The organism is Burkholderia sola, assembly GCF_905400185.1.
Classification (GTDB): domain Bacteria; phylum Pseudomonadota; class Gammaproteobacteria; order Burkholderiales; family Burkholderiaceae; genus Burkholderia; species Burkholderia sola.
In genome coordinates this window covers 260,778-279,899 of the sequence record NZ_FR989677.1, presented here as the reverse complement: position 1 = coordinate 279,899, position 19,122 = coordinate 260,778, and the positions used below count along the sequence as shown (strand labels likewise).

Sequence of the window (19,122 nt, the reverse complement as noted above, 5' to 3'; positions counted from 1 at the left end):
ACCCGTCACGCGAGCGCCGCTTCGCGCAGCCGGAACTGCGCGACCGCCGCGCTCAGCCGCGCGCCCTGTTCGTCGAGCGACAGTGCCGCGGCCGCCGCCTCCTCGACCAGCGCGGCATTGCGTTGCATCGTCTGCTCCATCTGGATCACCGCGGCGTTCACCTGCTCGATGCCCGACGACTGCTCGTCGAATGCCTGGCTGGTTTCGCCCATGATCGCATTGACGCGCTCGACCGCCGCGACGAGCTCGGTCATCGCCGAGCCGGCCCGTGCGACGAGGCCGCTGCCGTCTTCGACGCGTCGCGCGGAATGACCGATCAGCTCGCGAATTTCCTTCGCCGCCGCCGCACAGCGCTGGGCCAGCCCGCGCACCTCGGTCGCGACGACCGCGAACCCGCGCCCCTGCTCGCCCGCGCGCGCGGCTTCGACGGCGGCGTTCAACGCGAGGATGTTCGTCTGGAACGCGATGCTCTCGATCACGCCGACGATGCCGGAGATGCGCGTGGAGCTGGTCGAAATTTCCGACATCGTCTCGACGACGCGCTGCATCGCTTCGCCGCCGCGCGACGCGATGCCGGCCGCGCCCTCGACGTACGTGCGCGCATCGCGCGCGTTGTCCGCGTTCTGGCGCACGGCCGCCGTCAGTTGCTCGACGCTCGCGGCCGCCTGCTGCAGCGACACGGCCTGCTGCTCGGTACGCGCGGACAAATCGACGTTGCCGCTCGCGATCGTGCGCACGTCGCCGACGATCGTCTCGGTGCTCGCGCGCACCTGGCTCACGGTATCGACGAGGCCGTCCTGCATCCGCTTCAGCGCATTCAGCAGATACGCCATTTCATTGTCGCCCGGGACGACGACCGCGCCGGTCAGGTCGCCCTTCGAGATTTTCTCGAACTGGTCGACCGCGAGGTTGATCGGCTCGATGATCGCCTTCGCGAGTACGCGTTGCGCCACGAACCCGACGACGAGCGCCAGCGCCGCGACCGCGCCCATCCCCCACACGATCCGGTGGAAATTGACGCCGGCCGCCTCGTAGCGCGCCTTCTGGCGCGTGACCTGGAACGATTCGAGCGCATCGATCGCCGCCTGGTAAGCGGCGAACAACGCAGGCGGCGCCGTGCGCTGCGTATCGAGGAAGTTGAACGCGTCGTCGCCGTCGAGCTGCGACAGCGCCTTCAGGAACACGCGGTCGAGCAGCGCGCGACGGTGGTTCTGCAGCGTGTCGAACAGCGCCTGCTCGCTGGCGTCGCGCGCGTGCAGACGCGTGTACGCGTCCAGTTCGTCGTTGCTCTGCTTGAGCAGCGCGTGAAGTTGCGCGACTTCGTCCTTCGCGGGCTGGCCGGCACTGATGATCTGCGCGACGTCGCTCATGCGTTCGCGCAGCACCAGCATTCGCTCGGAGCTGGTCTTCAGGTGCAGCAGCGACGCGGTGTCGTCGCGGTACATCGCCTCGAGCGAGCCGTTGCCGACGTAGAGCGCCGCGATGCAGGCGCCGACCACCAGCACGAGCAGCACGGTATAGCCGGCGATGGTCGCGACGAGGCCACCACGGATAGTGAGTTGTTTTCGCATAACGTTCCCTTGAGCCGGCCGGGCACGGCCGGCGGCGGATGTGAATTCCGGAACACGAACGACGCGCGCCATCACGCAGTACGCGGCGCGGGAGCTGCGAACGGGTTAACGGCGCAGGGAACGGGCGGCTTTTATCCGCAAGCGACGCGAATCTTGACAATTGCGACAGGGGAAGGGGGAAGCAGCGCGGCTACCGGCCGCCGCCGAGCCTGGAGCGAATCTGCCGACAGGTCGCGCTGGTGCGTGGCGATCTGCCAAACGTTTCCGCACGCGTACTACCCCATTGCCCGCCTGTCGCCGTAGGGCATGTCGGCAGGCGGCTCCAGCGGGATCACCGGCATCGCGTCACGCGTCGGTCTCGTAAAACAGCCCGTATTCGCCGTTCGTTCGCCTGATTCGCGCGAACCCGAGCTCGCCCAGATGCATGCCGGCGATCAGCAGCCCTTCCGCGCTGACCCGATCCAGCAGCCGCGAGCGCGTGGTCGCCGCCTGCGACGCATCCTGGTCGAACGCAATCGACACATCCGGCCGCTTGATCTGGATATGCGGAAAATGCACGATATCGCCCCACACGAGCAGGCCCTGATCGCCGGATTCGAGCAGGTAGCCGGTATGTCCGTCGGTATGCCCCGGTAGCGGTATGGCAGCGATTCCGGGCAGCACCTCGCCTTCGTCGAAGGTCCGCAGCGCGTCGCCGTAAGCGTCGAATGCGTGACGCGCGATCCGGAAATTGCCGCGCGCGCGTTCGCTGGCGCGGCTCAGGTTGCCGTCGTCGCGCCAGAATTCGACCTCGCGTCGATGCGCGACCAGTTCCGCATTCGGAAACGCCGCGTGTCCGGCCGCATTCACCAGCCCGCCGACGTGGTCGGGATGGGCGTGGGTGAGCAGGACGGTGTCGATCGCGGCAGAATCGATACCGGCGAGCCGCAAATTGCCGTGCAGGCGGCCACCCCATTCCTTGATGCCGCCCGCTCCGGCATCGATGAGAATCGTGCGGCCCGCGCCGCGCACCACGTAGCAGTTGATATGCACGGCGGACGGCTGCTGCTGCCCGGCCGCGCGCTGCATCCCGGCAGCGTCGGTCGCGTCGATATTCGATAGGAAATCGAGGCTGGCCGTGAGGTAGCCGTCGCTGATCGCGGTGATCGTGAAATCCCCGACACGCCGGCCGGGAAACGTAACGTTGGACATCATGCTTCTCCGCAGCGACTAGTTACGGGCGTGAAGGTCCGGCGCGGCATGACCGAAGCAACGGATGCGCGCCGTCAGCCCCGTGCGGCGAACGATTGCTCGATCCAGCGCTTCCATGAACGCGTTCATGACCGCGGGCGGGCGAAACGACGCCACGCGATAGCGGATTTCCGCGAAAACGGGATGCCCGCAGCCGTGCCGGACCGCCACGTAAATGATGTGGACATTCCGCTGTTCCGCCTGAAGGACATCCGTACAGAGTTCGATGCAGTCGCCGGACAGTTCGGCGAGGCTTGCGTCAGGCGGCATGCGTTCCGCATCGATATGGAAAGTCACGTTAGGCATCGCGGGCGGCCTTCGTCAGTTGCTCGGTCATCGGTGCGTACAGATCGAGGTCGGCCGGCACGTTCCCGGCAAGCGGCGCATCGCTGTGCCGCAGGACCGCGAGCCAGCGGCGCGCCGGACACTGCTCCAGCGCGACGGCCTGCATGGCCAGCGGCTTCAGGCCCAGTTGGATCAGCGAGTCGGGCCCGCTGGCGCTCAGCACGAGCAGTTCGTCGGCATTGACCGCCGGCGCACGACCGATATCGCTATAGAGGTTGCGGTGCCAGTCGGTGATGTGCTGCTGCCACCGCGCGAAATTGCCGCCGCCCTTCTGCCGATATTCGTCGCCGGTCAGTACGTCGAGGCCGTCGATCGTGTGAACGGCCAGATAGACGGGGCAACCGTCGCTGATCGCGCTGAAACGCTGCGACGTGTGAAAACCGGCCACCGAGATGAGCGCCGGCAGCTTGTCGAGGTTGTAGAAGTCGTTCCATTCGGCTTCGCTGGCAGGGTCGGCGAAGCTGCATTCCACGGTGTAGATCATCGGCTTGTCCTTCGCTTCGAATGCGGGATATTCAGTGCAGTGACGTAATGCTAATCTGCGGCTTCCCGCGTAGATATCGACTTAAACTCAGCCTTCAGTGATATTTGATCAAGCTGACGGTCGAACGCACTCCCACCGGCGAGACCCCGATGCGACGCAAGATTCCGAGCAATTCCGCGCTTCTGGCCTTCGAGGCGGCGGCCCGACACGGCAGCTTCGCCCGCGCCGCCGACGAGCTGGCGCGCACCGAGGGCGCGGTCAGCCGCCAGATCGGCCGGCTCGAGGCGTTCCTTGGCGTGACGCTGTTCGAGCGCGTAGGCAACCGCGTACGGCTGGCGCCCAACGGCACGCGATACGCGGTACAGGTGCGCGAGATTCTGGATCGGCTCGAACGGGACAGCCTGTATCTGATGGGGCAGCCCGTCGAAGGCGCGAGCATCGATATCGCCGCGATTCCAACCTTCGCGACCCGCTGGCTGATCCCGCGGCTGAAGCGCTTTCAGGCGCGCCATCCGAACGTCACCGTGCATATCGCCGAACGGATGGAGCCGTTCCTGCTGGCCGGCAGCGGATTCGACGCGGCCATTCACTTTGCGCATCCGGCCTGGGCCGGCATGCATCTGCATCCGCTGCTGGAAGAGGTGCTGGTGCCCGTCTGCAGTCCGGCGCTGCTCGAACGCGCCGGCGCCAATCCGTCGCTGGATGCGCTGCCGCGCCTTCACCGGCGGCAGAATCCGGATGCGTGGCAGCGCTATGCGCAGGAGACCGGCATCGTGCTGACCAATTCGGCGGTCGGCCCGCGATACGATCTGCATTCGATGCTGATCGAGGCCGCGCTGGCCGGCCTCGGCGTCGCGCTGGTGCCGCGCCTTTACATCGGGGCCGAGCTCGAGCAGGAGCGTCTGGTCGCGCCCTGGCCCGACGGCAAGGCGGTGACGAAAAACTTCTGCCTCGTGCTGCCGGAGCCGATCGAATTGAGCGCGGCGCCGGTGCGGGCGTTTGCGGAATGGGTGCTTGACGAGGCGCGGGATTCGGCGTGTTGATGCAGTGCCCGACGTTCATCGCCACACGGATTCGGAAAATCCTGCCCTCCTCCGCTAATCGAGGTACGGCTCCAACACGCCCCCGATCCAGTCCATGAAAGCCCGCACGCGCGGCGAAAGATTGCGCCGATGCGCGACGACGAGCGACGCGGCAAGCGGCTCGGGCCGCAAGTCGGGCAGCACCTCCACGAGCGCGCCGCTTTCGATGTGATGCGCGAGCGCCGAATATCCGGCCTGGATCAGCCCGATGCCCGCCAGCCCCGCTGCGTGATAGGTCTGCACGCTGTTGACCTGCATCGCGCTGGGCAACGGCAGCCACGCATAGCCGTCGCCGTCCGGGTATTCCCATCCGGGATGCCGCGCGCCGAGCGTCAGCGTGTAGTGAATCATCTTGTGCCCCTGGCTGCGCAGATCGGCGAGCGTATGCGGCACGCCATGCCGCGCGAGATAGTCGGGGCTCGCCGCATTCGTCATGCGCAGTCTGCCAAGCGGCCGCGCGATCAGCGTCTCGTCGGCGATCGGGCCGAGCCGGATCACGCAATCGAACCCTTCCCGAACCAGATCGACACGCCGGTCGGTACTGGAAAGCTCCAGCTCCAGATCCGGATGCGCGGCCATCAGTTGCGGCAGCGCCGGCACCACGACGCTGCGCGCGAGTTCCGTGGGCATGTCCACGCGCAACCTGCCGCGCAGCGAGGTACCGCGCCCCGAGAACATCGACTGCAATTCCTGCACTTCGGCGAGCAAGTCGGTTGCGCGCGCATAGAACGCGCGTCCGTCTTCGGTGAGCTGCACGCGTCTCGTGGTCCGATGCAGCAGTGCGACACCCATGTCCCGTTCAAGCGCACGGATAACCGTGGATACCCGTCCTTTCTGAATGCCGAGGCTTTCGGCGGCACGCGTGAAGCTCGCCATTTCGGCGACACGGGCAAAAATCAAAAGCGCGTCAAGGTTCTGCATTGTTCATCCGGAAAGTAACAGAACGTTCAATCTGTCGTCGTTTATCACCCGATTGCGGCTCGGTAGAGTGGCTTCCCACGTCGTCTGAACGACAACCCGAACGAAAGGAAACCCTCATGGATCAACAACTCGACCCGCCGGTCAAAACGGTCGTCGTCTATCACTCCGGCTACGGCCATACGCAACGCATGGCCGCCGCTGCCGCGGACGGCGCCGGCGCCGCACTCGTCGCGATCGATGCCGACGGCAACCTCGCCGACGACGCGTGGCACACGCTGGCCGCCGCCGACGCAATCCTGTTCGGCTCGCCGACCTACATGGGCGGCCCGAGCTGGCAGTTCAAGAAGTTCGCGGATGCATCGTCGAAGGTCTGGTTCGAAAGCGGATGGCGGAACAAGATCTTCGGCGGCTTCACCAACAGCGCAAGCATCAACGGCGACAAGCTCAATACGCTCGAATACTTCTTCCTGCTGGCCGGACAGCACGGCGGCATCTGGGTCAGCATGGACATCAAGCCGGCGAATCTGAAAGCGTCGACGCGCGACGACCTGAACCGCATGGGCGCCTACATCGCGCCGATGGCGCAGACGCCGGCCGATGCGTCGCCGGAAGAGATGTCGCCGGGCGATCTCGAAACGGCCCGACGCTATGGCGCGCGCGTCGCGGGGATTGCCGGGCAGTTGCGGGCCGGCCAATCACGCGCCAACTAACATTCCGACGTTCATGCGGGGCGCCACCGGCCGACGCCCCGCATCGGGTCCGGCCGATTCTGAAGGGCGCTGCAATGAAATACAAGCAATTGGGCCGCACCGGCCTGTATGTGTCCGAGCTGTGCCTCGGCACGATGACGATGAGCGGCAACGCGGATGCCGGCATGTGGGCGGCGTGTCGGTCGCGCGGATCGCGCTCGCGTGGTTGCTCGTCAAGCCGGCGGTCACGAGCCTCATCATCGGCGCGAAGCGGATCGACCAGCTCGACGACAATCTCGGCGCGGTCGACGTCGTGCTGACCGACGATGAACTGGCGCGTCTCGATGCCGTGAGCGCGTTGCCGCCCTGCTATCCCGGCTGGATGATCGCGCGTCAGGAAGCCGGCAGGGTTCCCGCGCCGTTCACGCGCGGCGCGGCGCAACAGGATCGGCGGCGCATCACTTCGGAAACACGCCCTTGCTCATCGCATCGAGCTGCCGAACGATCTCCGCGCGCAATTCGGCCGATACGTCGACGCTGTCGAGCAACTCCGAAATCCACAACCCGTCGGCCGCGAGCCGGCAGATCATCAGCGTCGCGGCGCGCTCGAGCGGCACCGGGTCGGGCCGCGTCCATTCGCGCATCGGCACCGACCAGCGCGCGCGCGTGTCCTGCTCGGTGATCATCGACGCGACCAGCACGCGCAGCACCTCGATACTCGCGGCGGGATTGGCCGCATCGAGCACCGCATGCAGATATGCGCGCGCCGCCGCGCCGTCGCCGCGGAAATCGACCGCCAACCGCGCGGCCAGTTGCGCGCCGAACCGCTCGGTCGCCTGCCCGAACAGCGCATCCAGCAGCCCTTGCTTGTTCGCGAAGTGATATTGCAGCGCGCCCTTCGTCACGCCGGCACGATCGGCCACCGCGTCGAGCGTCAACGCGGCCACGCCGTGATGCGTCGCGATCTCCGACGCGGCCGCCAGCAATTGCGCGCGCACTTGGTCCGGCGCTTTTTTTCGCCGCACGCCGGCCACAGGTACGGCCGGCGCCGATGATCCTTCAGGCGCCCGTGCGTCGGGTGTTCCAGCCGGTTCGACGGGCGCGGACACGTCGCGCGGCGCGGGTTCGAGGCGTTTTTTCATGGTGCGGATGGTAGCATCCAGGCGTGTCGATATAAACATTCCGGCTGGATGGTATGATCCGCCGCATGAACAAAATGGCCCCCTCTCCCTGGTCCGCGCTCGACACTGCAATCGCCCGTGGACGCGACGCACTCGTACGCCTTCAGCAGCCCGACGGCAGCTGGTGTTTCGAACTCGAATCCGACGCGACGATCACCGCGGAATACATCCTGATGATGCATTTCATGGACAAGATCGACGACGTGCGCCAGGAGAAGATGGCGCGCTACCTGCGCGCGAACCAGCGGCTCGACACGCACGGCGCATGGGATCTGTACGTCGATGGCGCGCCGGACGTGTCGTGCAGCGTGAAGGCGTACTTCGCGCTGAAGGCGGCCGGCGACAGCGAACAGGCGCCTCACATGACCCGCGCGCGCGACGCAATCCTGAAGCTCGGCGGCGCGGCACGCTCGAACGTGTTCACGCGCATCCTGCTCGCGACGTTCGGCCAGGTGCCGTGGCGCGCGGCACCGTTCATGCCGATCGAATTCGTGCTGTTCCCGAAGTGGGTGCCGATCTCGATGTACAAGGTCGCGTACTGGGCGCGCACGACGATGGTGCCGCTGCTGGTGCTGTGCTCGCTGAAGGCGCGTGCGCGCAATCCGCGCAACGTGTCGATCCGCGAGCTGTTCGTCACGCCGCCGGAACAGGAGCGCGAGTACTTCCCGCCCGCTCGCGGCATGCGCCGGCTGTTCCTCGCGCTCGACCGCATGGTCCGCCCAGTCGAGCCGCTGCTGCCGAAGCGCTTGCGGCAGCGCGCGATCCGGTATGCGGAGACGTGGTGCGCGGAACGGATGAACGGCGAGGACGGCCTCGGCGGCATCTTCCCGCCTATCGTGTACAGCTACCAGATGATGCAGGTGCTCGGCTACCCGGACGACCATCCGCTGCGGCGCGATTGCGAAAACGCGCTGGAGAAGCTGCTGGTCACGCGGCCGGACGGCAGCATGTATTGCCAGCCGTGCCTGTCGCCGGTGTGGGACACCGCGTGGAGCACGATGGCGCTCGAACAGGCGCGCGGTGTCGCGGCGCCGGAAGCCGGCGAAGCGCCCGGCGCGCTGCGCGAGCTCGATGCACGCATCGCACGCGCGTATGACTGGCTCGCCGAGCGGCAGGTGAACGACCTGCGCGGCGACTGGATCGAGAACGTCCCGGCCGACGTCGAACCGGGCGGATGGGCGTTCCAGTATGCGAACCCGTACTACCCCGACATCGACGACACGGCGCTCGTCACCGCGATGCTCGATCGCCGCGGCCGCACGCATCGCGATGCGGACGGCACGAACCCGTATGCGGCGCGCGTCGCCCGTGCACTCGACTGGATGCGCGGGCTGCAATCGCGCAACGGCGGCTTCGCGGCGTTCGATGCGGACTGCGACCGGATGTACCTGAACGCGATTCCGTTCGCCGATCACGGCGCACTGCTCGATCCGCCGACCGAGGACGTATCGGGCCGCGTGCTGCTGTGCTTCGGCGTGACGAAGCGCGCGGACGACCGCGCGTCGCTCGCGCGCGCGATCGACTACGTGAAGCGCACGCAGCAGCCCGACGGCAGCTGGTGGGGCCGCTGGGGCACGAACTACCTCTACGGCACGTGGAGCGTGCTGGCCGGCCTCGCGCTCGCCGGCGAGGACAAGTCGCAGCCGTATATCGCCCGCGCGCTCGACTGGCTGCGTACGCGGCAGCATGCGGACGGCGGCTGGGGCGAAACGAACGACAGCTACCTCGATCCGAAGCTGGCCGGCACGAACGGCGGCGAGAGCACGTCGAACTGCACCGCGTGGGCACTGCTCGCGCAGATGGCGTTCGGCGACTGCGAATCCGATTCGGTGAAGCGCGGCATCGCGTACCTGCAGTCGGTGCAGCGGGAAGACGGCTTCTGGTGGCACCGCTCGCACAATGCGCCGGGTTTTCCGCGCATCTTCTACCTGAAGTATCACGGCTATACCGCGTACTTCCCGCTGTGGGCGCTCGCGCGTTATCGGCGGCTGGCGGGCGCGAAGGATGCGGGCGCAACCACGTCGTCCGCGTCCGGCGCACCCGCCGCACGCGCAACGGACAGCGCGCTCGCCTGAGCCGGAGCGCCGGCACGCGTGACGGCGTCCGGCGCGCTCAAAACGACTCCCGTCCCCTTCCTGCCTACGCGTCGCGCGGCGCCCGCATCCTCGCGAACGCATCGCGCAAATCCGCGCAAAACGCGTCGCCGATCATCGACAGCGGCTGCGACGCGGACGTCACCAGGTAGAAGTGATCGGGCACGGCCGGCTCGAACGGCTTGACGACCACGCGCGGGCCCGCGTATGCGGCGGTCACCGGATCGATCAGCGCGACGCCGGCGCCGTTCGCGACGAACGCGACGATCGTCCGCGACAGCTGCGCCTCGATCGACAGCACGCGCGACACGCCGGCTTCGACGAACACGCGGTCGATCGCGCTGCGCGCCTCGAAACTCGGCGGAAACGAGATGAACGATTCGTCGCGCAGGTCGGCCGGCTGCACGACGCGCTTGCGCGCGAGCCGATGCCCGCGCGGCACGACGCAGCACATCGCGCTTTCCGCGAGCCGCTCGCCGCGCACGGCCGGATGCGGGACGGGTTCGGCGATCAGCCCGACGTCGCATTGCCCCGACGCGACCTTGTCGACGACGGTGGACGCACTGTGCGCGAGCAGCGTGATGTCGACACCCGGATGCGCGTGCGAGAAGCGCGTGACGAGTTCCGGCAGCAGGTCGAGCGCGACGGCGGGCGAACCGGCCACGCGCAGCGTGCCGCGCCGCATCGCGCGGATCTGCTCGGCGGCCTGCGCGACGCGGTCGAGGCCGACGAACGCGCGTTCGACCTCCTCGTACAGCACGCGCGCCTGCGCGGTCGGCGTGAAGCGCCCCTGCTGCCGCTCGAACAGCACGAAGCCGATCCGCGCCTCGAGATCGGCGATCAGCCGGCTCACGGCCGGCTGCGAGATATGGAGATCGCGTGCCGCGCGCGTGACGGTATGGCGCTGCATCACCGCGCGAAACGCTTCGATCTGGCGAATCCTGAGCGAAGGCGTGGTCATAACACTGGATTATGGGTCGTTGATCAAGCTGTATTGGACAGCCCATTTTGCCTGTCCGAACATCGGTTCCGCAACGTACTGAAAGCAAGGAGCCGCGCCGCCATGGGATATAACACGCAACCGCCTCGCCCGCGACGCCGGAGCCGCGCATGACCGTGCGCTGCTTCGACGTGGTCGTGGCCGGCGGCGGTCTCGTCGGCATGGCCATCGCGTGGGGCATCGCGCGTCTCGGCCAGCGCGTCGCGGTGTGCGACGGCGACGACATCGCGTTTCGCGCGGCGCGCGGCAATTTCGGGCTCGTGTGGGTGCAGGGCAAAGGCGGCCGCTGCCTGCCGTATGCGCGCTGGTCGTGCGAATCGTCGGCGCGCTGGCATGCATTCGCCGCGCAGTTGCAGCGCGAAACGGGCGTGGACTGCGCGTTCGAACGCCCGGGCGGCGTCGAGCTGTTCGAGCATCGCGCGGAGCTCGACGGCGCGACCGAGCTGCTCGAATCGCTGCGCCGGCAGGACGCCGCGCTGTCGTACGAGGTGCTCGATCCCGCGGCGCTGCGGCGGCGCATTCCCGCGGCGTCGCCATCGCTGGCCGGCGCGCTGTGGTCGCCGAACGACGGTCACGCGAATCCGCTCTACACATTGCGCGCGATGCTGCACGCGTTCCAGCAGTGCGGCGGCGTCTATCTGCCGCGCAGCGAAGTCGCCGAGATCCGCCCGCGCGCCGGGCGCTTCGAGATCGACACGCGCGACGCGCAACTCGAAGCCGGGCGCGTGGTGCTCGCGGCCGGCCTCGACAACGCGCGGCTCGCGCCGATGGTCGACCTGCGCGCACCGATCTCGCCGTTGCGCGGCCAGATCATGGTCACCGAGCGCCTCGCGCCGTTTCTCGACTATCCGACGCTCGTCGTCCGCCAGACATCGGAAGGGTCGGTGTTGCTCGGCGACTCGGCCGAAGACGTCGGCTTCGACGACGGGCAGACGCGGCCCGCAATGGTCGACATCGCGCGCCGCGCGCGCACGGCATTCCCGGCGCTGGCCCATGCACGCATCGTGCGCGCATGGGGCGCGCTGCGCATCATGACGCCCGACGGCCTGCCCGTCTACGAGGCGTCGGCCACGTATCCCGGCGCGTTCGTCGCGATCTGCCACAGCGGCGTGACGCTCGCGGCAACCCACGCCGATCTCGTCGCGCCGTGGATCGCCGGCGGCGCCGCGCCGGCCGACCTGTCCGCCTTTACCACCGCGCGCTTCGCCGCGCCCACGGAAGCCCGGCATGTTTGAATCCCTCGTTCCCGCCGCCGCGACGCTCGAACGCGTGCGCATCCATATCGACGGCACGCCGCACGACGTGCCCGCGCACGACAGCGTCGCGGCCGCGATGCTCGCCGCCGGTTCGGCCGCGTGCCGCACGAGCGCGGTAAGCGGCGCGCCGCGCGGCCCGTTCTGCATGATGGGCGTGTGCTTCGACTGCCTCGTCGACGTCGACGGCGTGCCGAACGTGCAAGGCTGCATGACGCCCGTCGCCGACGGCATGCAGGTGCGCACGATGCACGGCAAGGCGAGGCTCGCATGACGCGCCGCCAGTGCGACCTGCTGATCGTCGGCGCCGGGCCGGCCGGCATGGCGGCGGCGACTGCCGCGCGTGCGACCGGCTTGTCGGTGGTCGTCGCGGACGAAGGGCGCGCGCCCGGCGGCCAGATCTACCGCAACGTGGCCGACGCGCCGGCGCCGCTCGCGCAATGGCTCGGCGCCGACTACACGGCGGGCCGCCCGCTCGTCGACGGCCTGCTCGCGAGCGGCGCGCATTACCTGCCGCGCAGCGTCGTGTGGCAAATCGCGTTCGAGCCGGAACCCGTCGCGATGCTCACGCAAAGCAGCCCGTCGCGCGGCACGCTCGAAATCGGCACACGTGCGGTGTTGATCGCGACCGGCGCGCAGGAGCGGCCGTGGCCGGTGCCGGGCTGGACGTTGCCCGGCGTGATGGGCGTCGGCGCCGCGCAGACGCTGCTGAAAGCGTCGGGCCTCGCACCATCGGCCGACGCCGTGCTCGCGGGGAGCGGCCCGCTGCTGTGGTTGTTCGCCGCGCAATTGCTGAATGCCGACCGGCGCGTGCGCGCGCTGATCGACACGACGCCGCGCGACGCGTGGCGCCGCGCGCTCCCGCATGCGCTGCCGGCGCTGCGCGGCGCCGACTATCTGCTCAAGGGCTGGCGCATGCTGCGCGCGGTGCGCGATGCCGGGATTCCCGTGTATCGCCGCGCGACCGATATTCGCATCGACGGCGACGACCGCGCCGAACGCATCCGCTTTCGCGACGCGCAGGGCGTCGTGCAAACGCTCGACACGTCGCTCGTGCTGCTGCATCAGGGCGTCATTCCGTCGACGCAGCTCGCGCGTTCGCTCGGCTGTGCGCACGCATGGGACGAATCGTCGGCGTGCTGGCGGCCACAGTGCGACGCGCGCGGCCGCAGCAGCGTGCCGCACGTGTGGATCGCGGGCGACGGCGCGGGCATCGGCGGCGCGCGGGCGGCGGCGCTCGCCGGCGAAGTGTCCGCGCTCGACATCGCCGCGCGACTCGGTGCACTCGACGCGCAACGGCAGGCCGCACGCGAACGTCCGGTGCTGCACGCGTTGCGCCGCCATCTCGCGGTGCGCCCGCTGCTCGACGCGCTGTACACGCCGCCCGCCGCGCTGCGCCGCCCCGACGACGACACGATCGTGTGCCGCTGCGAGGAAGTCACGGCCGGCGAAATCCGCCAGCTCGCGGCGCGCGGCTGCCAGGGGCCGAACCAGATGAAGGCGTTGACGCGCTGCGGGATGGGCCCGTGCCAGGGACGCTGGTGCGGCACGACGGTCGGCGAACTGATCGCCGACGTGCAGCAGCGCAGCGTCGGCGACGTCGGTCACTACCGGATTCGCGCGCCGATCAAGCCGGTCACCGTCGGCGAGATGGCCGACGCACTCGACCTGTCGAACGATTTTCAGCGCGGCGAATTTCCGAGCTGACGCGCCCGCCCACTCTTCCCCACACGAACGGAGCCTGACCATGAAGACGCGCCTCACGATTCTCCTTTCCGCCGCCGCAATGGCCTTCGCGTCGCTGGCGTCGGCGAAGGAATGGACGACCATCCGCATCGGCGTCGATCCGACCTACCCGCCGTTCGAGTCGACCGCGACCGACGGCAGCGTGAAGGGTTTCGACATCGATCTCGGCAACGCGCTGTGCGCGAAGCTGAAGGCGAAATGCGTGTGGGTGTCGAGCAGTTTCGACGGGCTGATTCCGGGGCTGCAGGCGCGCAAGTTCGACGTGATCCTGTCGTCGATGGCCGCGACCGAGCAGCGGCGCCAGCAGATCGACTTCACCGATCGCCTGTACCGCAACCAGACGCGATTGATCGCGCGTACCGGGTCGGGGCTGCTGCCGGACGCGGCGAAGCTCGCCGGCAAGCGCGTCGCGGTCGAACAGGGCACGATCCAGGAAACCTACGCGCGCGAGAAGTGGGCGGCCGCGAAGGTCGAGGTCGTGCCGTACCCGAGCTACGACCAGGCGTATGCGGATCTCGTCACCGGGCGCGTCGACGGCGTGCTGATGGATGCCGTGCAAGGCCAGCTCGGGTTCCTCGCGACACCGCGCGGCACGGGCTTCTCGTTCGCGGGGGGCGTGGTGTACGACGCGAAGATCATGGGCAACGGCGACGCGGCCGGCGTGCGCAAGGCCGACACCGACCTGCGCGACGCACTCAATCGCGCCATCGCGCAGATTCGCAGCGACGGCACGTACAACCAGATCCAGTCGAAATACTTCGACTTCGACATGTACGGGAACTGACGGCGAATACGGGCTCGGTTCGGTTAGCGTCGAACCGTCTCCAGGTTGAGCGGATAAGTCCTTTCAGGACATAATCTGTCAATCTTGAGTCCGATAAGGTCTGACATGCTCGACATCCGCCAGCTTCAGTACTTCATCGCGGTCGCGGAAGAGGAACACGTCGGCCGCGCCGCCGAACGCCTGCATATTTCGCAATCGCCGCTCAGCCGCCAGATCGCGCAGCTCGAGGAAAAGCTCGGCCTCACGCTGTTCGAACGCAGCCAGCAGCGCATTCGCCTGACGCGCGACGGGCGCACGTTCCTCAGCGAAGCGCACGCGTTCCTGCGCCACGCGAACCGGCTCGAATCGCTCGCGCGCCGGCTCGGTCGCGGCGACGAAGGCGGCCTGTGCATCGGCTACCTCGAAACGGCCACGCACTCGGGCGTGCTGCCGCGCGCGCTGAAAACGCTGCGCGCCGGGCGCCCGTCCGTTCACATCGCTTTGTACAACTATCAATCGGCCGCGCAGCTCGAAGGCTTGCGCGAGCGCAGCCTCGACATCGCGCTCGTCACCGAGCCGCCCGCGTCGGACGATCCCGAACTCGAATCGACGAAGGTGCTGGATGATCCGATGCTGCTCGCGATGCCCGACGGGCATCCGCTCGCGAAGAAAAAGACGCTCGTCGCCGACGATCTCGCCGCGCAGGCATGGATCGGCGTCACGCAGCAGGACAGTGCGCCGCGTCACGGCGCATTCGTCGCGGCCTGCGCGAAGGCCGGCTTCTCGCCGGACATTTCGGTGGAAGCGACCGAGCCGCTCGCGGCGCTCGGCCTCGTGGCCGCGGGGCTCGGCGTGACGATGATCCAGCAGAGCCTGCGTCACCAGGTGCCGGAAGGCGTCGTGCTGCGCGAGCTCCCGTGGTTCAGCTATCGCACGCCGCTGTGGGCCGCGTGGCACAAGGTCAACCTGCGGCCGCTGGTCGGCATCTTTCGCGAGATCCTGACCGGCGAGGAGGTCGTCGCGGCAGTCTGAAATTGAATCCATGAAAGCGCGGGGCGTTGTTGCAGCGCGACGCCTTGCGCGCCAGTGAAGACGGTGCCGATTGCTTCGCTACCCTGATCTTTGATGCGCGGTGCGCGACCCGTGATCGACGCGTGCCACAGATGCGACGCCTTCGCTCAGCGCGCTGGCCGGAATGTACGGCAACCAGCCGGGCAGCGACCCGAAGCCGCCGATCAGTTGCCAGACCGTGTCGGCCGACGCCGCGATCTCGATACCTGCATGGGCCTGCGCCATGTCGTCACCCTTCACGATCAACGCTCGGTCGGCAGCGGCGCATTGGCCGCGATCAGACCTTGTTCGCGCATCTCGCGCCAGAAGTCCGCCGGAATCGCCACGTTCAGCGCCGCCTGGTCTTCAGCGATTCGCTCCGGACGGCTCGCGCCCGGAATCACCGCGACGGTGGCCGGATGCGACATCGAGAACTGTAGCGCGGCAGCCTTGACCGGCACGTCGTAACGCGCGGCGATCGCCTTGATCCGGTCGACCTTCGCGAGGATGTCCGGCGACGCCTTCTGGTATTCGAAATGCGTGCCGCCCGCGAGCACGCCCGAGCTGTACGGGCCGCCGACGACGATCCCGACGTTCCGCGCGGCCGCCGCCGGCATCACGCGTTGCAGCGCGCGCTCGTGATCGAGCAGCGTGTAGCGGCCGGCCAGCAGCATGCCGTCCGGTTGCGGTTCGGCAAGGTCGAGCACCAGCTCGATCGGTTCGACGCGGTTCACGCCGAGACCCCATGCGTTGATCACGCCTTCCTCGCGCAGCTTGCCCAGCACGCGGAACGCGCCCTTGCGCGCCACTTCGAATTGCGCGAGCCATTCGTCGCCGTAGAAGTCCTGCGCGATGTCGTGCACCCACACGATGTCGAGGCGGTCGGTGCGCAGGCGCTTCAGGCTGTCCTCGATCGAGCGCAGCGTCGCGTCGGCCGAGTAGTCGTTGACGATGCGGTTCGGCCGGCCGTGTTCGAACAGGCCGCCCTTTTCGCCGAGATCGCGCGCCGACACGTCTTCGATTTCGTCGAGGATCAGGCGGCCGACCTTCGTGCTCAGCACGTATTCGTCACGCGGATGGTTCGCCAGCGCGTCGCCGAGGCGGATTTCCGCGAGGCCGGCGCCGTAGAACGGGGCCGAATCGAAATAACGGATGCCGTGTTGCCACGCGGCTTCGACGGTAGCCGCGGCTTCCGCGTCCGGGATGTTGCGGAACATGTTGCCGAGCGGGGCGGTACCGAAACCGAGGATCTTGTTGCCGGGCAGCTTGTCTTTGAGACTCACGATTTTCTCCAGGGAAAGATGGAAAGCGAGTTCAGTCTAGGCACGCGGGTTAAGTCTGTCCAAGACGGAATTCGACACAGTTGAGTCCCGCGAGGTCTGATTGGGCGATCAGCGGCCTGTTTCGATCCGCGGCTGCGGCGCGCTGTTCGGGCGAACGGCCCGACCGGCAAGGCTGCCGACCGAATTCACGTTCGATTCATGACTCAGGATCAAAAATGATTTGGCCGGGCGGCCATTTTTCCCGGCTGCCGCGATACCTATATTGGGTGCACTCGCAACGACATCGACGCGGTCGGCGTTGGTTGCGGCTCACTCAACCACACAGGTACCCATGATGAAAACGCTCGTTTCTTCCACCCTCGCCGCCCTGATCCTTTCCGCACCGGCGCTGTCGTTCGCGCAACCGGCCGACCATCAACCGACCCGTGCCGAAGTGAAGGCCGAGATGGCCCGCCTCGCGGCCGTCGGCTACACGCCGGCGCTGGATCACAACCAGTATCCGGCCGCGATCGTTGCCGCCGAAAAGCGCGTGCGCGAAAACGCCGTCGCGCAGGCAGCGCCGCACGCCGCCCCGCTCACCGATGAAACCGGTTACGGCAGCGAACCCCGCACCACCAGCGAATCCGGCCGCGCGATGATGATCAACGGCCGCGACTCGATCTATCGCGGTCATTGAGTCACGTCGGCGCGCACGAGAGCACGCCTTTCGATACGCGCACCCGCTCGTCCGTCCCCTCCGCATGGCCGGCCCGAATCGCCTGAACAGGCATTCGGGCCGCGCGCCGTCGCTGCACTTCCGCCCCCTTGCCCTGCTCCGCGAAACCGCTCGCGCGTCGCCGTTGCGGGCTGCGATTCGTGACTGCGCAGTACAAGTTCTTATGCCGCTTCATCGGTTTATCCGCCGCGCGCCGCACACGATACTTCGGACCGTCCGGCGCCATGCGCCTCACGAAGATCCCGATGCCTTTCATTCGTTGCTCCGGGAGCGAGACGGGCCATGCGGCGCACGTCCCGCGAGATGTCTTGCGTCGCAGTATCGATGGCCGGCGCCGGCGGCGGAAGGCGTGAATCACTCAAACAGTTTTGCGCGCGGCGGGATGATCGGCCGTGTCAGACGAATCCTTCTTCGACCAGCGTGCAGCCGTCGGCCGTGATCGCGTGCCGCTGGCCACGCGGCTCCAGCGCTCCGGTGCCCGGACACGCGCGTGCCAACGTTACCGCGCGTCGGCGTCGCCGAGCGACCCGAGAATCCGGTACGCGACCTTCACGCGATCCTCGATCGGCACATTGCCGTTCGCGAGCATCACGATTCCGATCCGCTTCGCGGGAATGAACGCGACGTACGTGCTGAAGCCGCCGGTCGACCCCGTCTTGTTGATCCAGGTCGCGGGGTTCGGCGCGAGCGGCGGCTGGATCGCGCTCGCCGGCACCGCATCGAACAGCATCTTCGGCGCGTTGCCCGCGAGCAGCGTCGGCAGTGCGACCGGGTATGGATACTGTTCCCAGATCAGATCCTGCGTGAGCGGCCCCGCGCGGAAATAGCCGGTGTGCGTGCGTTCGATCGCGCGCCGCAGGCGCGGCGCCGTCGGGATCATCTCCATGTTCGCCTGCACGAAGCGCAGCAGGTCGGCCGCCGTGGTCCGCACGCCGTACGCGGGCTGCCACAGCATGCCTTCCGTCATCCGCACCGGCTTGCCGTCCTTCGTGTAGCCCTGCGCATAGTCGGCCATGCGCGCGGCGGGCACGTCGATGGTCGTGTGCGTCATCCCGAGCGCGGCAAAGAGCCGCTGCGCCATCAGCGTCGCGAAATCCTGGTGCGTCGCCTTCGCGGTGAGCCAGCCGAGCATGCCGATCGCGACGTTCGAATACGTGCGGTGCGTGCCCGGCGCATACTCGGGCCGCCACGCGTCGAGATAGCGAATCAGGCCCGCGTCGTCGCGGATGCTGTCCGGCACCTGCAGCGGCGTCCCGCCGGGCGTATGCGTGCCGAGCTGGAGCAGCGTCACGACGCCGAACGGCCTGCCCTGCAGCTCGGGCAGATATTTGGCCACCGGGTCCGCGAGCGACAGTTCGCCGCCCTCCTGCGCGTCCGCGGCGAGCGTCGCGGTCAGCGTCTTGCTGACCGAGCCGATCTCGAACAGCGTGTCGCCGGTCACCGGCTTGCCGGTTTGCCTCGACATCACGCCGTAGTCGAACACGTACGGCTTGCCGTCGGCGACGATGCCGATCGCCATGCCAGGGATCGCGTACTGCTTCATCAGCGGCGCGACCTGGCGCGTGACGGTGTCGTGGAGCGCGTCCTGCGTGACGGCGGCCGCGCGACCGGCCGTGGCGGTCGCGCATGCGGCGACGAACAGGGTCGCGGCGAAGCGTGTCGCGTTGAATCGCATGGGTGCGGTTCCTTTCCTTTTCTAATGGTTGCATGGACAAC

Annotated in this window: 20 protein-coding genes and 1 pseudogene; 10 read left to right on the top strand and 11 right to left on the bottom strand. The window is 67.9% G+C overall.

Going from position 1 to position 19,122, the window contains the following annotated elements:
* Positions 1 to 5: 5 nt before the first annotated feature.
* The 4 genes from KR541_RS31320 to KR541_RS31305 form a co-directional block, all read right to left on the bottom strand.
* A complete protein-coding gene (locus tag KR541_RS31320; RefSeq protein WP_050013606.1) occupies positions 6 to 1,571 on the bottom strand; it encodes a methyl-accepting chemotaxis protein in 1,566 nt (521 codons plus the stop codon).
* 345 nt (positions 1,572 to 1,916) lie between these two features.
* Positions 1,917 to 2,762 (bottom strand): MBL fold metallo-hydrolase, encoded by an 846-nt coding sequence (locus KR541_RS31315; RefSeq protein ID WP_216090214.1) that lies wholly within the window; start codon positions 2,760 to 2,762, stop codon positions 1,917 to 1,919.
* Between the two features lie 18 nt (positions 2,763 to 2,780).
* Positions 2,781 to 3,107 carry a hypothetical protein gene (locus tag KR541_RS31310; RefSeq protein ID WP_124592592.1) on the bottom strand — a complete coding sequence of 109 codons (327 nt, stop codon included), beginning with the start codon at positions 3,105 to 3,107 and terminating at the stop codon, positions 2,781 to 2,783.
* Positions 3,100 to 3,630 (bottom strand): hypothetical protein, encoded by a 531-nt coding sequence (locus tag KR541_RS31305; RefSeq protein WP_050013608.1) that lies wholly within the window; start codon positions 3,628 to 3,630, stop codon positions 3,100 to 3,102. Before KR541_RS31305 ends, KR541_RS31310 begins: the two co-directional genes overlap by 8 nt.
* Before the next feature lie 149 nt (positions 3,631 to 3,779).
* Here KR541_RS31305 and KR541_RS31300 point away from each other — a divergent pair, with 149 nt between their 5' ends.
* A complete protein-coding gene (locus tag KR541_RS31300; RefSeq protein WP_176015867.1) occupies positions 3,780 to 4,673 on the top strand; it encodes a LysR substrate-binding domain-containing protein in 894 nt (297 codons plus the stop codon).
* 54 nt (positions 4,674 to 4,727) lie between these two features.
* Here the strand turns inward: KR541_RS31300 and KR541_RS31295 are convergent, their stop codons facing one another.
* Positions 4,728 to 5,633, bottom strand: a complete 906-nt coding sequence (locus KR541_RS31295; RefSeq protein WP_050013609.1) for a LysR family transcriptional regulator — start codon at positions 5,631 to 5,633, stop codon at positions 4,728 to 4,730.
* A gap of 116 nt (positions 5,634 to 5,749) precedes the next feature.
* Between KR541_RS31295 and KR541_RS31290 the strand changes: the two genes are divergently transcribed.
* Positions 5,750 to 6,343 carry a flavodoxin family protein gene (locus KR541_RS31290; RefSeq protein WP_050013610.1) on the top strand — a complete coding sequence of 198 codons (594 nt, stop codon included), beginning with the start codon at positions 5,750 to 5,752 and terminating at the stop codon, positions 6,341 to 6,343.
* Between the two features lie 172 nt (positions 6,344 to 6,515).
* Positions 6,516 to 6,764, top strand: a pseudogene (locus KR541_RS31285) (aldo/keto reductase); the annotation flags it as partial.
* A gap of 16 nt (positions 6,765 to 6,780) precedes the next feature.
* On the opposite strand, the gene KR541_RS31280 reads toward KR541_RS31285, so the two are convergent.
* A complete protein-coding gene (locus tag KR541_RS31280; RefSeq protein ID WP_216090041.1) occupies positions 6,781 to 7,464 on the bottom strand; it encodes a TetR/AcrR family transcriptional regulator in 684 nt (227 codons plus the stop codon).
* Positions 7,465 to 7,517: 53 nt separating this feature from the next.
* On the opposite strand from KR541_RS31280, the gene shc reads away from it, so the two are divergent.
* On the top strand, positions 7,518 to 9,578 hold the full coding sequence (shc, locus tag KR541_RS31275; protein WP_124592587.1) for a squalene--hopene cyclase: 2,061 nt from the start codon (positions 7,518 to 7,520) through the stop codon (positions 9,576 to 9,578).
* A gap of 64 nt (positions 9,579 to 9,642) precedes the next feature.
* Here the strand turns inward: shc and KR541_RS31270 are convergent, their stop codons facing one another.
* A complete protein-coding gene (locus KR541_RS31270; protein ID WP_089490124.1) occupies positions 9,643 to 10,557 on the bottom strand; it encodes a LysR substrate-binding domain-containing protein in 915 nt (304 codons plus the stop codon).
* 149 nt (positions 10,558 to 10,706) lie between these two features.
* Here KR541_RS31270 and KR541_RS31265 point away from each other — a divergent pair, with 149 nt between their 5' ends.
* The 5 genes from KR541_RS31265 (at position 10,707) to KR541_RS31245 (ending at position 15,390) form a co-directional block, all read left to right on the top strand.
* A complete protein-coding gene (locus KR541_RS31265) occupies positions 10,707 to 11,831 on the top strand; it encodes an NAD(P)/FAD-dependent oxidoreductase (RefSeq protein ID WP_216090040.1) in 1,125 nt (374 codons plus the stop codon).
* Entirely contained in the window at positions 11,824 to 12,123 is a 300-nt protein-coding gene (locus KR541_RS31260; protein WP_050013615.1) for a (2Fe-2S)-binding protein, read from the top strand. Before KR541_RS31265 ends, KR541_RS31260 begins: the two co-directional genes overlap by 8 nt.
* On the top strand, positions 12,120 to 13,556 hold the full coding sequence (locus tag KR541_RS31255) for an FAD/NAD(P)-dependent oxidoreductase (protein WP_216090039.1): 1,437 nt from the start codon (positions 12,120 to 12,122) through the stop codon (positions 13,554 to 13,556). Before KR541_RS31260 ends, KR541_RS31255 begins: the two co-directional genes overlap by 4 nt.
* Before the next feature lie 40 nt (positions 13,557 to 13,596).
* Positions 13,597 to 14,379, top strand: coding sequence for an ABC transporter substrate-binding protein (locus KR541_RS31250; RefSeq protein ID WP_124592584.1), 783 nt, complete (start codon positions 13,597 to 13,599; stop codon positions 14,377 to 14,379).
* A gap of 105 nt (positions 14,380 to 14,484) precedes the next feature.
* Positions 14,485 to 15,390, top strand: a complete 906-nt coding sequence (locus tag KR541_RS31245) for a LysR family transcriptional regulator (protein WP_050013619.1) — start codon at positions 14,485 to 14,487, stop codon at positions 15,388 to 15,390.
* Between the two features lie 78 nt (positions 15,391 to 15,468).
* On the opposite strand, the gene KR541_RS31240 is transcribed toward KR541_RS31245, so the two are convergent.
* Together KR541_RS31240 and KR541_RS31235 are read right to left on the bottom strand one after the other, a co-directional pair.
* Positions 15,469 to 15,669: an SRPBCC family protein gene (locus KR541_RS31240; RefSeq protein WP_373452515.1), complete on the bottom strand. Its 201-nt coding sequence runs from the start codon at positions 15,667 to 15,669 to the stop codon at positions 15,469 to 15,471.
* A gap of 2 nt (positions 15,670 to 15,671) precedes the next feature.
* Positions 15,672 to 16,691: an aldo/keto reductase gene (locus KR541_RS31235; RefSeq protein WP_050013622.1), complete on the bottom strand. Its 1,020-nt coding sequence runs from the start codon at positions 16,689 to 16,691 to the stop codon at positions 15,672 to 15,674.
* A gap of 331 nt (positions 16,692 to 17,022) precedes the next feature.
* On the opposite strand from KR541_RS31235, the gene KR541_RS31230 reads away from it, so the two are divergent.
* Positions 17,023 to 17,367: a DUF4148 domain-containing protein gene (locus KR541_RS31230; RefSeq protein WP_176015977.1), complete on the top strand. Its 345-nt coding sequence runs from the start codon at positions 17,023 to 17,025 to the stop codon at positions 17,365 to 17,367.
* Position 17,368: 1 nt separating this feature from the next.
* Here KR541_RS31230 and KR541_RS31225 read toward each other — a convergent pair whose 3' ends face one another.
* Both KR541_RS31225 and ampC read right to left on the bottom strand, forming a co-directional pair.
* Positions 17,369 to 17,662: a hypothetical protein gene (locus tag KR541_RS31225; protein ID WP_050013623.1), complete on the bottom strand. Its 294-nt coding sequence runs from the start codon at positions 17,660 to 17,662 to the stop codon at positions 17,369 to 17,371.
* A 243-nt stretch (positions 17,663 to 17,905) separates the two neighbouring features.
* A complete protein-coding gene (gene ampC / locus KR541_RS31220) occupies positions 17,906 to 19,081 on the bottom strand; it encodes a class C beta-lactamase (RefSeq protein ID WP_050013624.1) in 1,176 nt (391 codons plus the stop codon).
* Between the last annotated feature and the right edge of the window lie 41 nt (positions 19,082 to 19,122).

Coding starts and splice junctions, on each gene's coding strand:
- KR541_RS31320 (WP_050013606.1), bottom strand. CDS start 1,571: ATGCGAAAACAACTCACTATCCGTGGTGGCCTCGTCGCGACCATCGCC.
- KR541_RS31315 (WP_216090214.1), bottom strand. CDS start 2,762: ATGTCCAACGTTACGTTTCCCGGCCGGCGTGTCGGGGATTTCACGATC.
- KR541_RS31310 (WP_124592592.1), bottom strand. CDS start 3,107: ATGCCTAACGTGACTTTCCATATCGATGCGGAACGCATGCCGCCTGAC.
- KR541_RS31305 (WP_050013608.1), bottom strand. CDS start 3,630: ATGATCTACACCGTGGAATGCAGCTTCGCCGACCCTGCCAGCGAAGCC.
- KR541_RS31300 (WP_176015867.1), top strand. CDS start 3,780: ATGCGACGCAAGATTCCGAGCAATTCCGCGCTTCTGGCCTTCGAGGCG.
- KR541_RS31295 (WP_050013609.1), bottom strand. CDS start 5,633: ATGCAGAACCTTGACGCGCTTTTGATTTTTGCCCGTGTCGCCGAAATG.
- KR541_RS31290 (WP_050013610.1), top strand. CDS start 5,750: ATGGATCAACAACTCGACCCGCCGGTCAAAACGGTCGTCGTCTATCAC.
- KR541_RS31280 (WP_216090041.1), bottom strand. CDS start 7,464: ATGAAAAAACGCCTCGAACCCGCGCCGCGCGACGTGTCCGCGCCCGTC.
- shc (WP_124592587.1), top strand. CDS start 7,518: ATGATCCGCCGCATGAACAAAATGGCCCCCTCTCCCTGGTCCGCGCTC.
- KR541_RS31270 (WP_089490124.1), bottom strand. CDS start 10,557: ATGACCACGCCTTCGCTCAGGATTCGCCAGATCGAAGCGTTTCGCGCG.
- KR541_RS31265 (WP_216090040.1), top strand. CDS start 10,707: ATGACCGTGCGCTGCTTCGACGTGGTCGTGGCCGGCGGCGGTCTCGTC.
- KR541_RS31260 (WP_050013615.1), top strand. CDS start 11,824: ATGTTTGAATCCCTCGTTCCCGCCGCCGCGACGCTCGAACGCGTGCGC.
- KR541_RS31255 (WP_216090039.1), top strand. CDS start 12,120: ATGACGCGCCGCCAGTGCGACCTGCTGATCGTCGGCGCCGGGCCGGCC.
- KR541_RS31250 (WP_124592584.1), top strand. CDS start 13,597: ATGAAGACGCGCCTCACGATTCTCCTTTCCGCCGCCGCAATGGCCTTC.
- KR541_RS31245 (WP_050013619.1), top strand. CDS start 14,485: ATGCTCGACATCCGCCAGCTTCAGTACTTCATCGCGGTCGCGGAAGAG.
- KR541_RS31230 (WP_176015977.1), top strand. CDS start 17,023: ATGATGAAAACGCTCGTTTCTTCCACCCTCGCCGCCCTGATCCTTTCC.
- KR541_RS31225 (WP_050013623.1), bottom strand. CDS start 17,662: ATGAAAGGCATCGGGATCTTCGTGAGGCGCATGGCGCCGGACGGTCCG.
- ampC (WP_050013624.1), bottom strand. CDS start 19,081: ATGCGATTCAACGCGACACGCTTCGCCGCGACCCTGTTCGTCGCCGCA.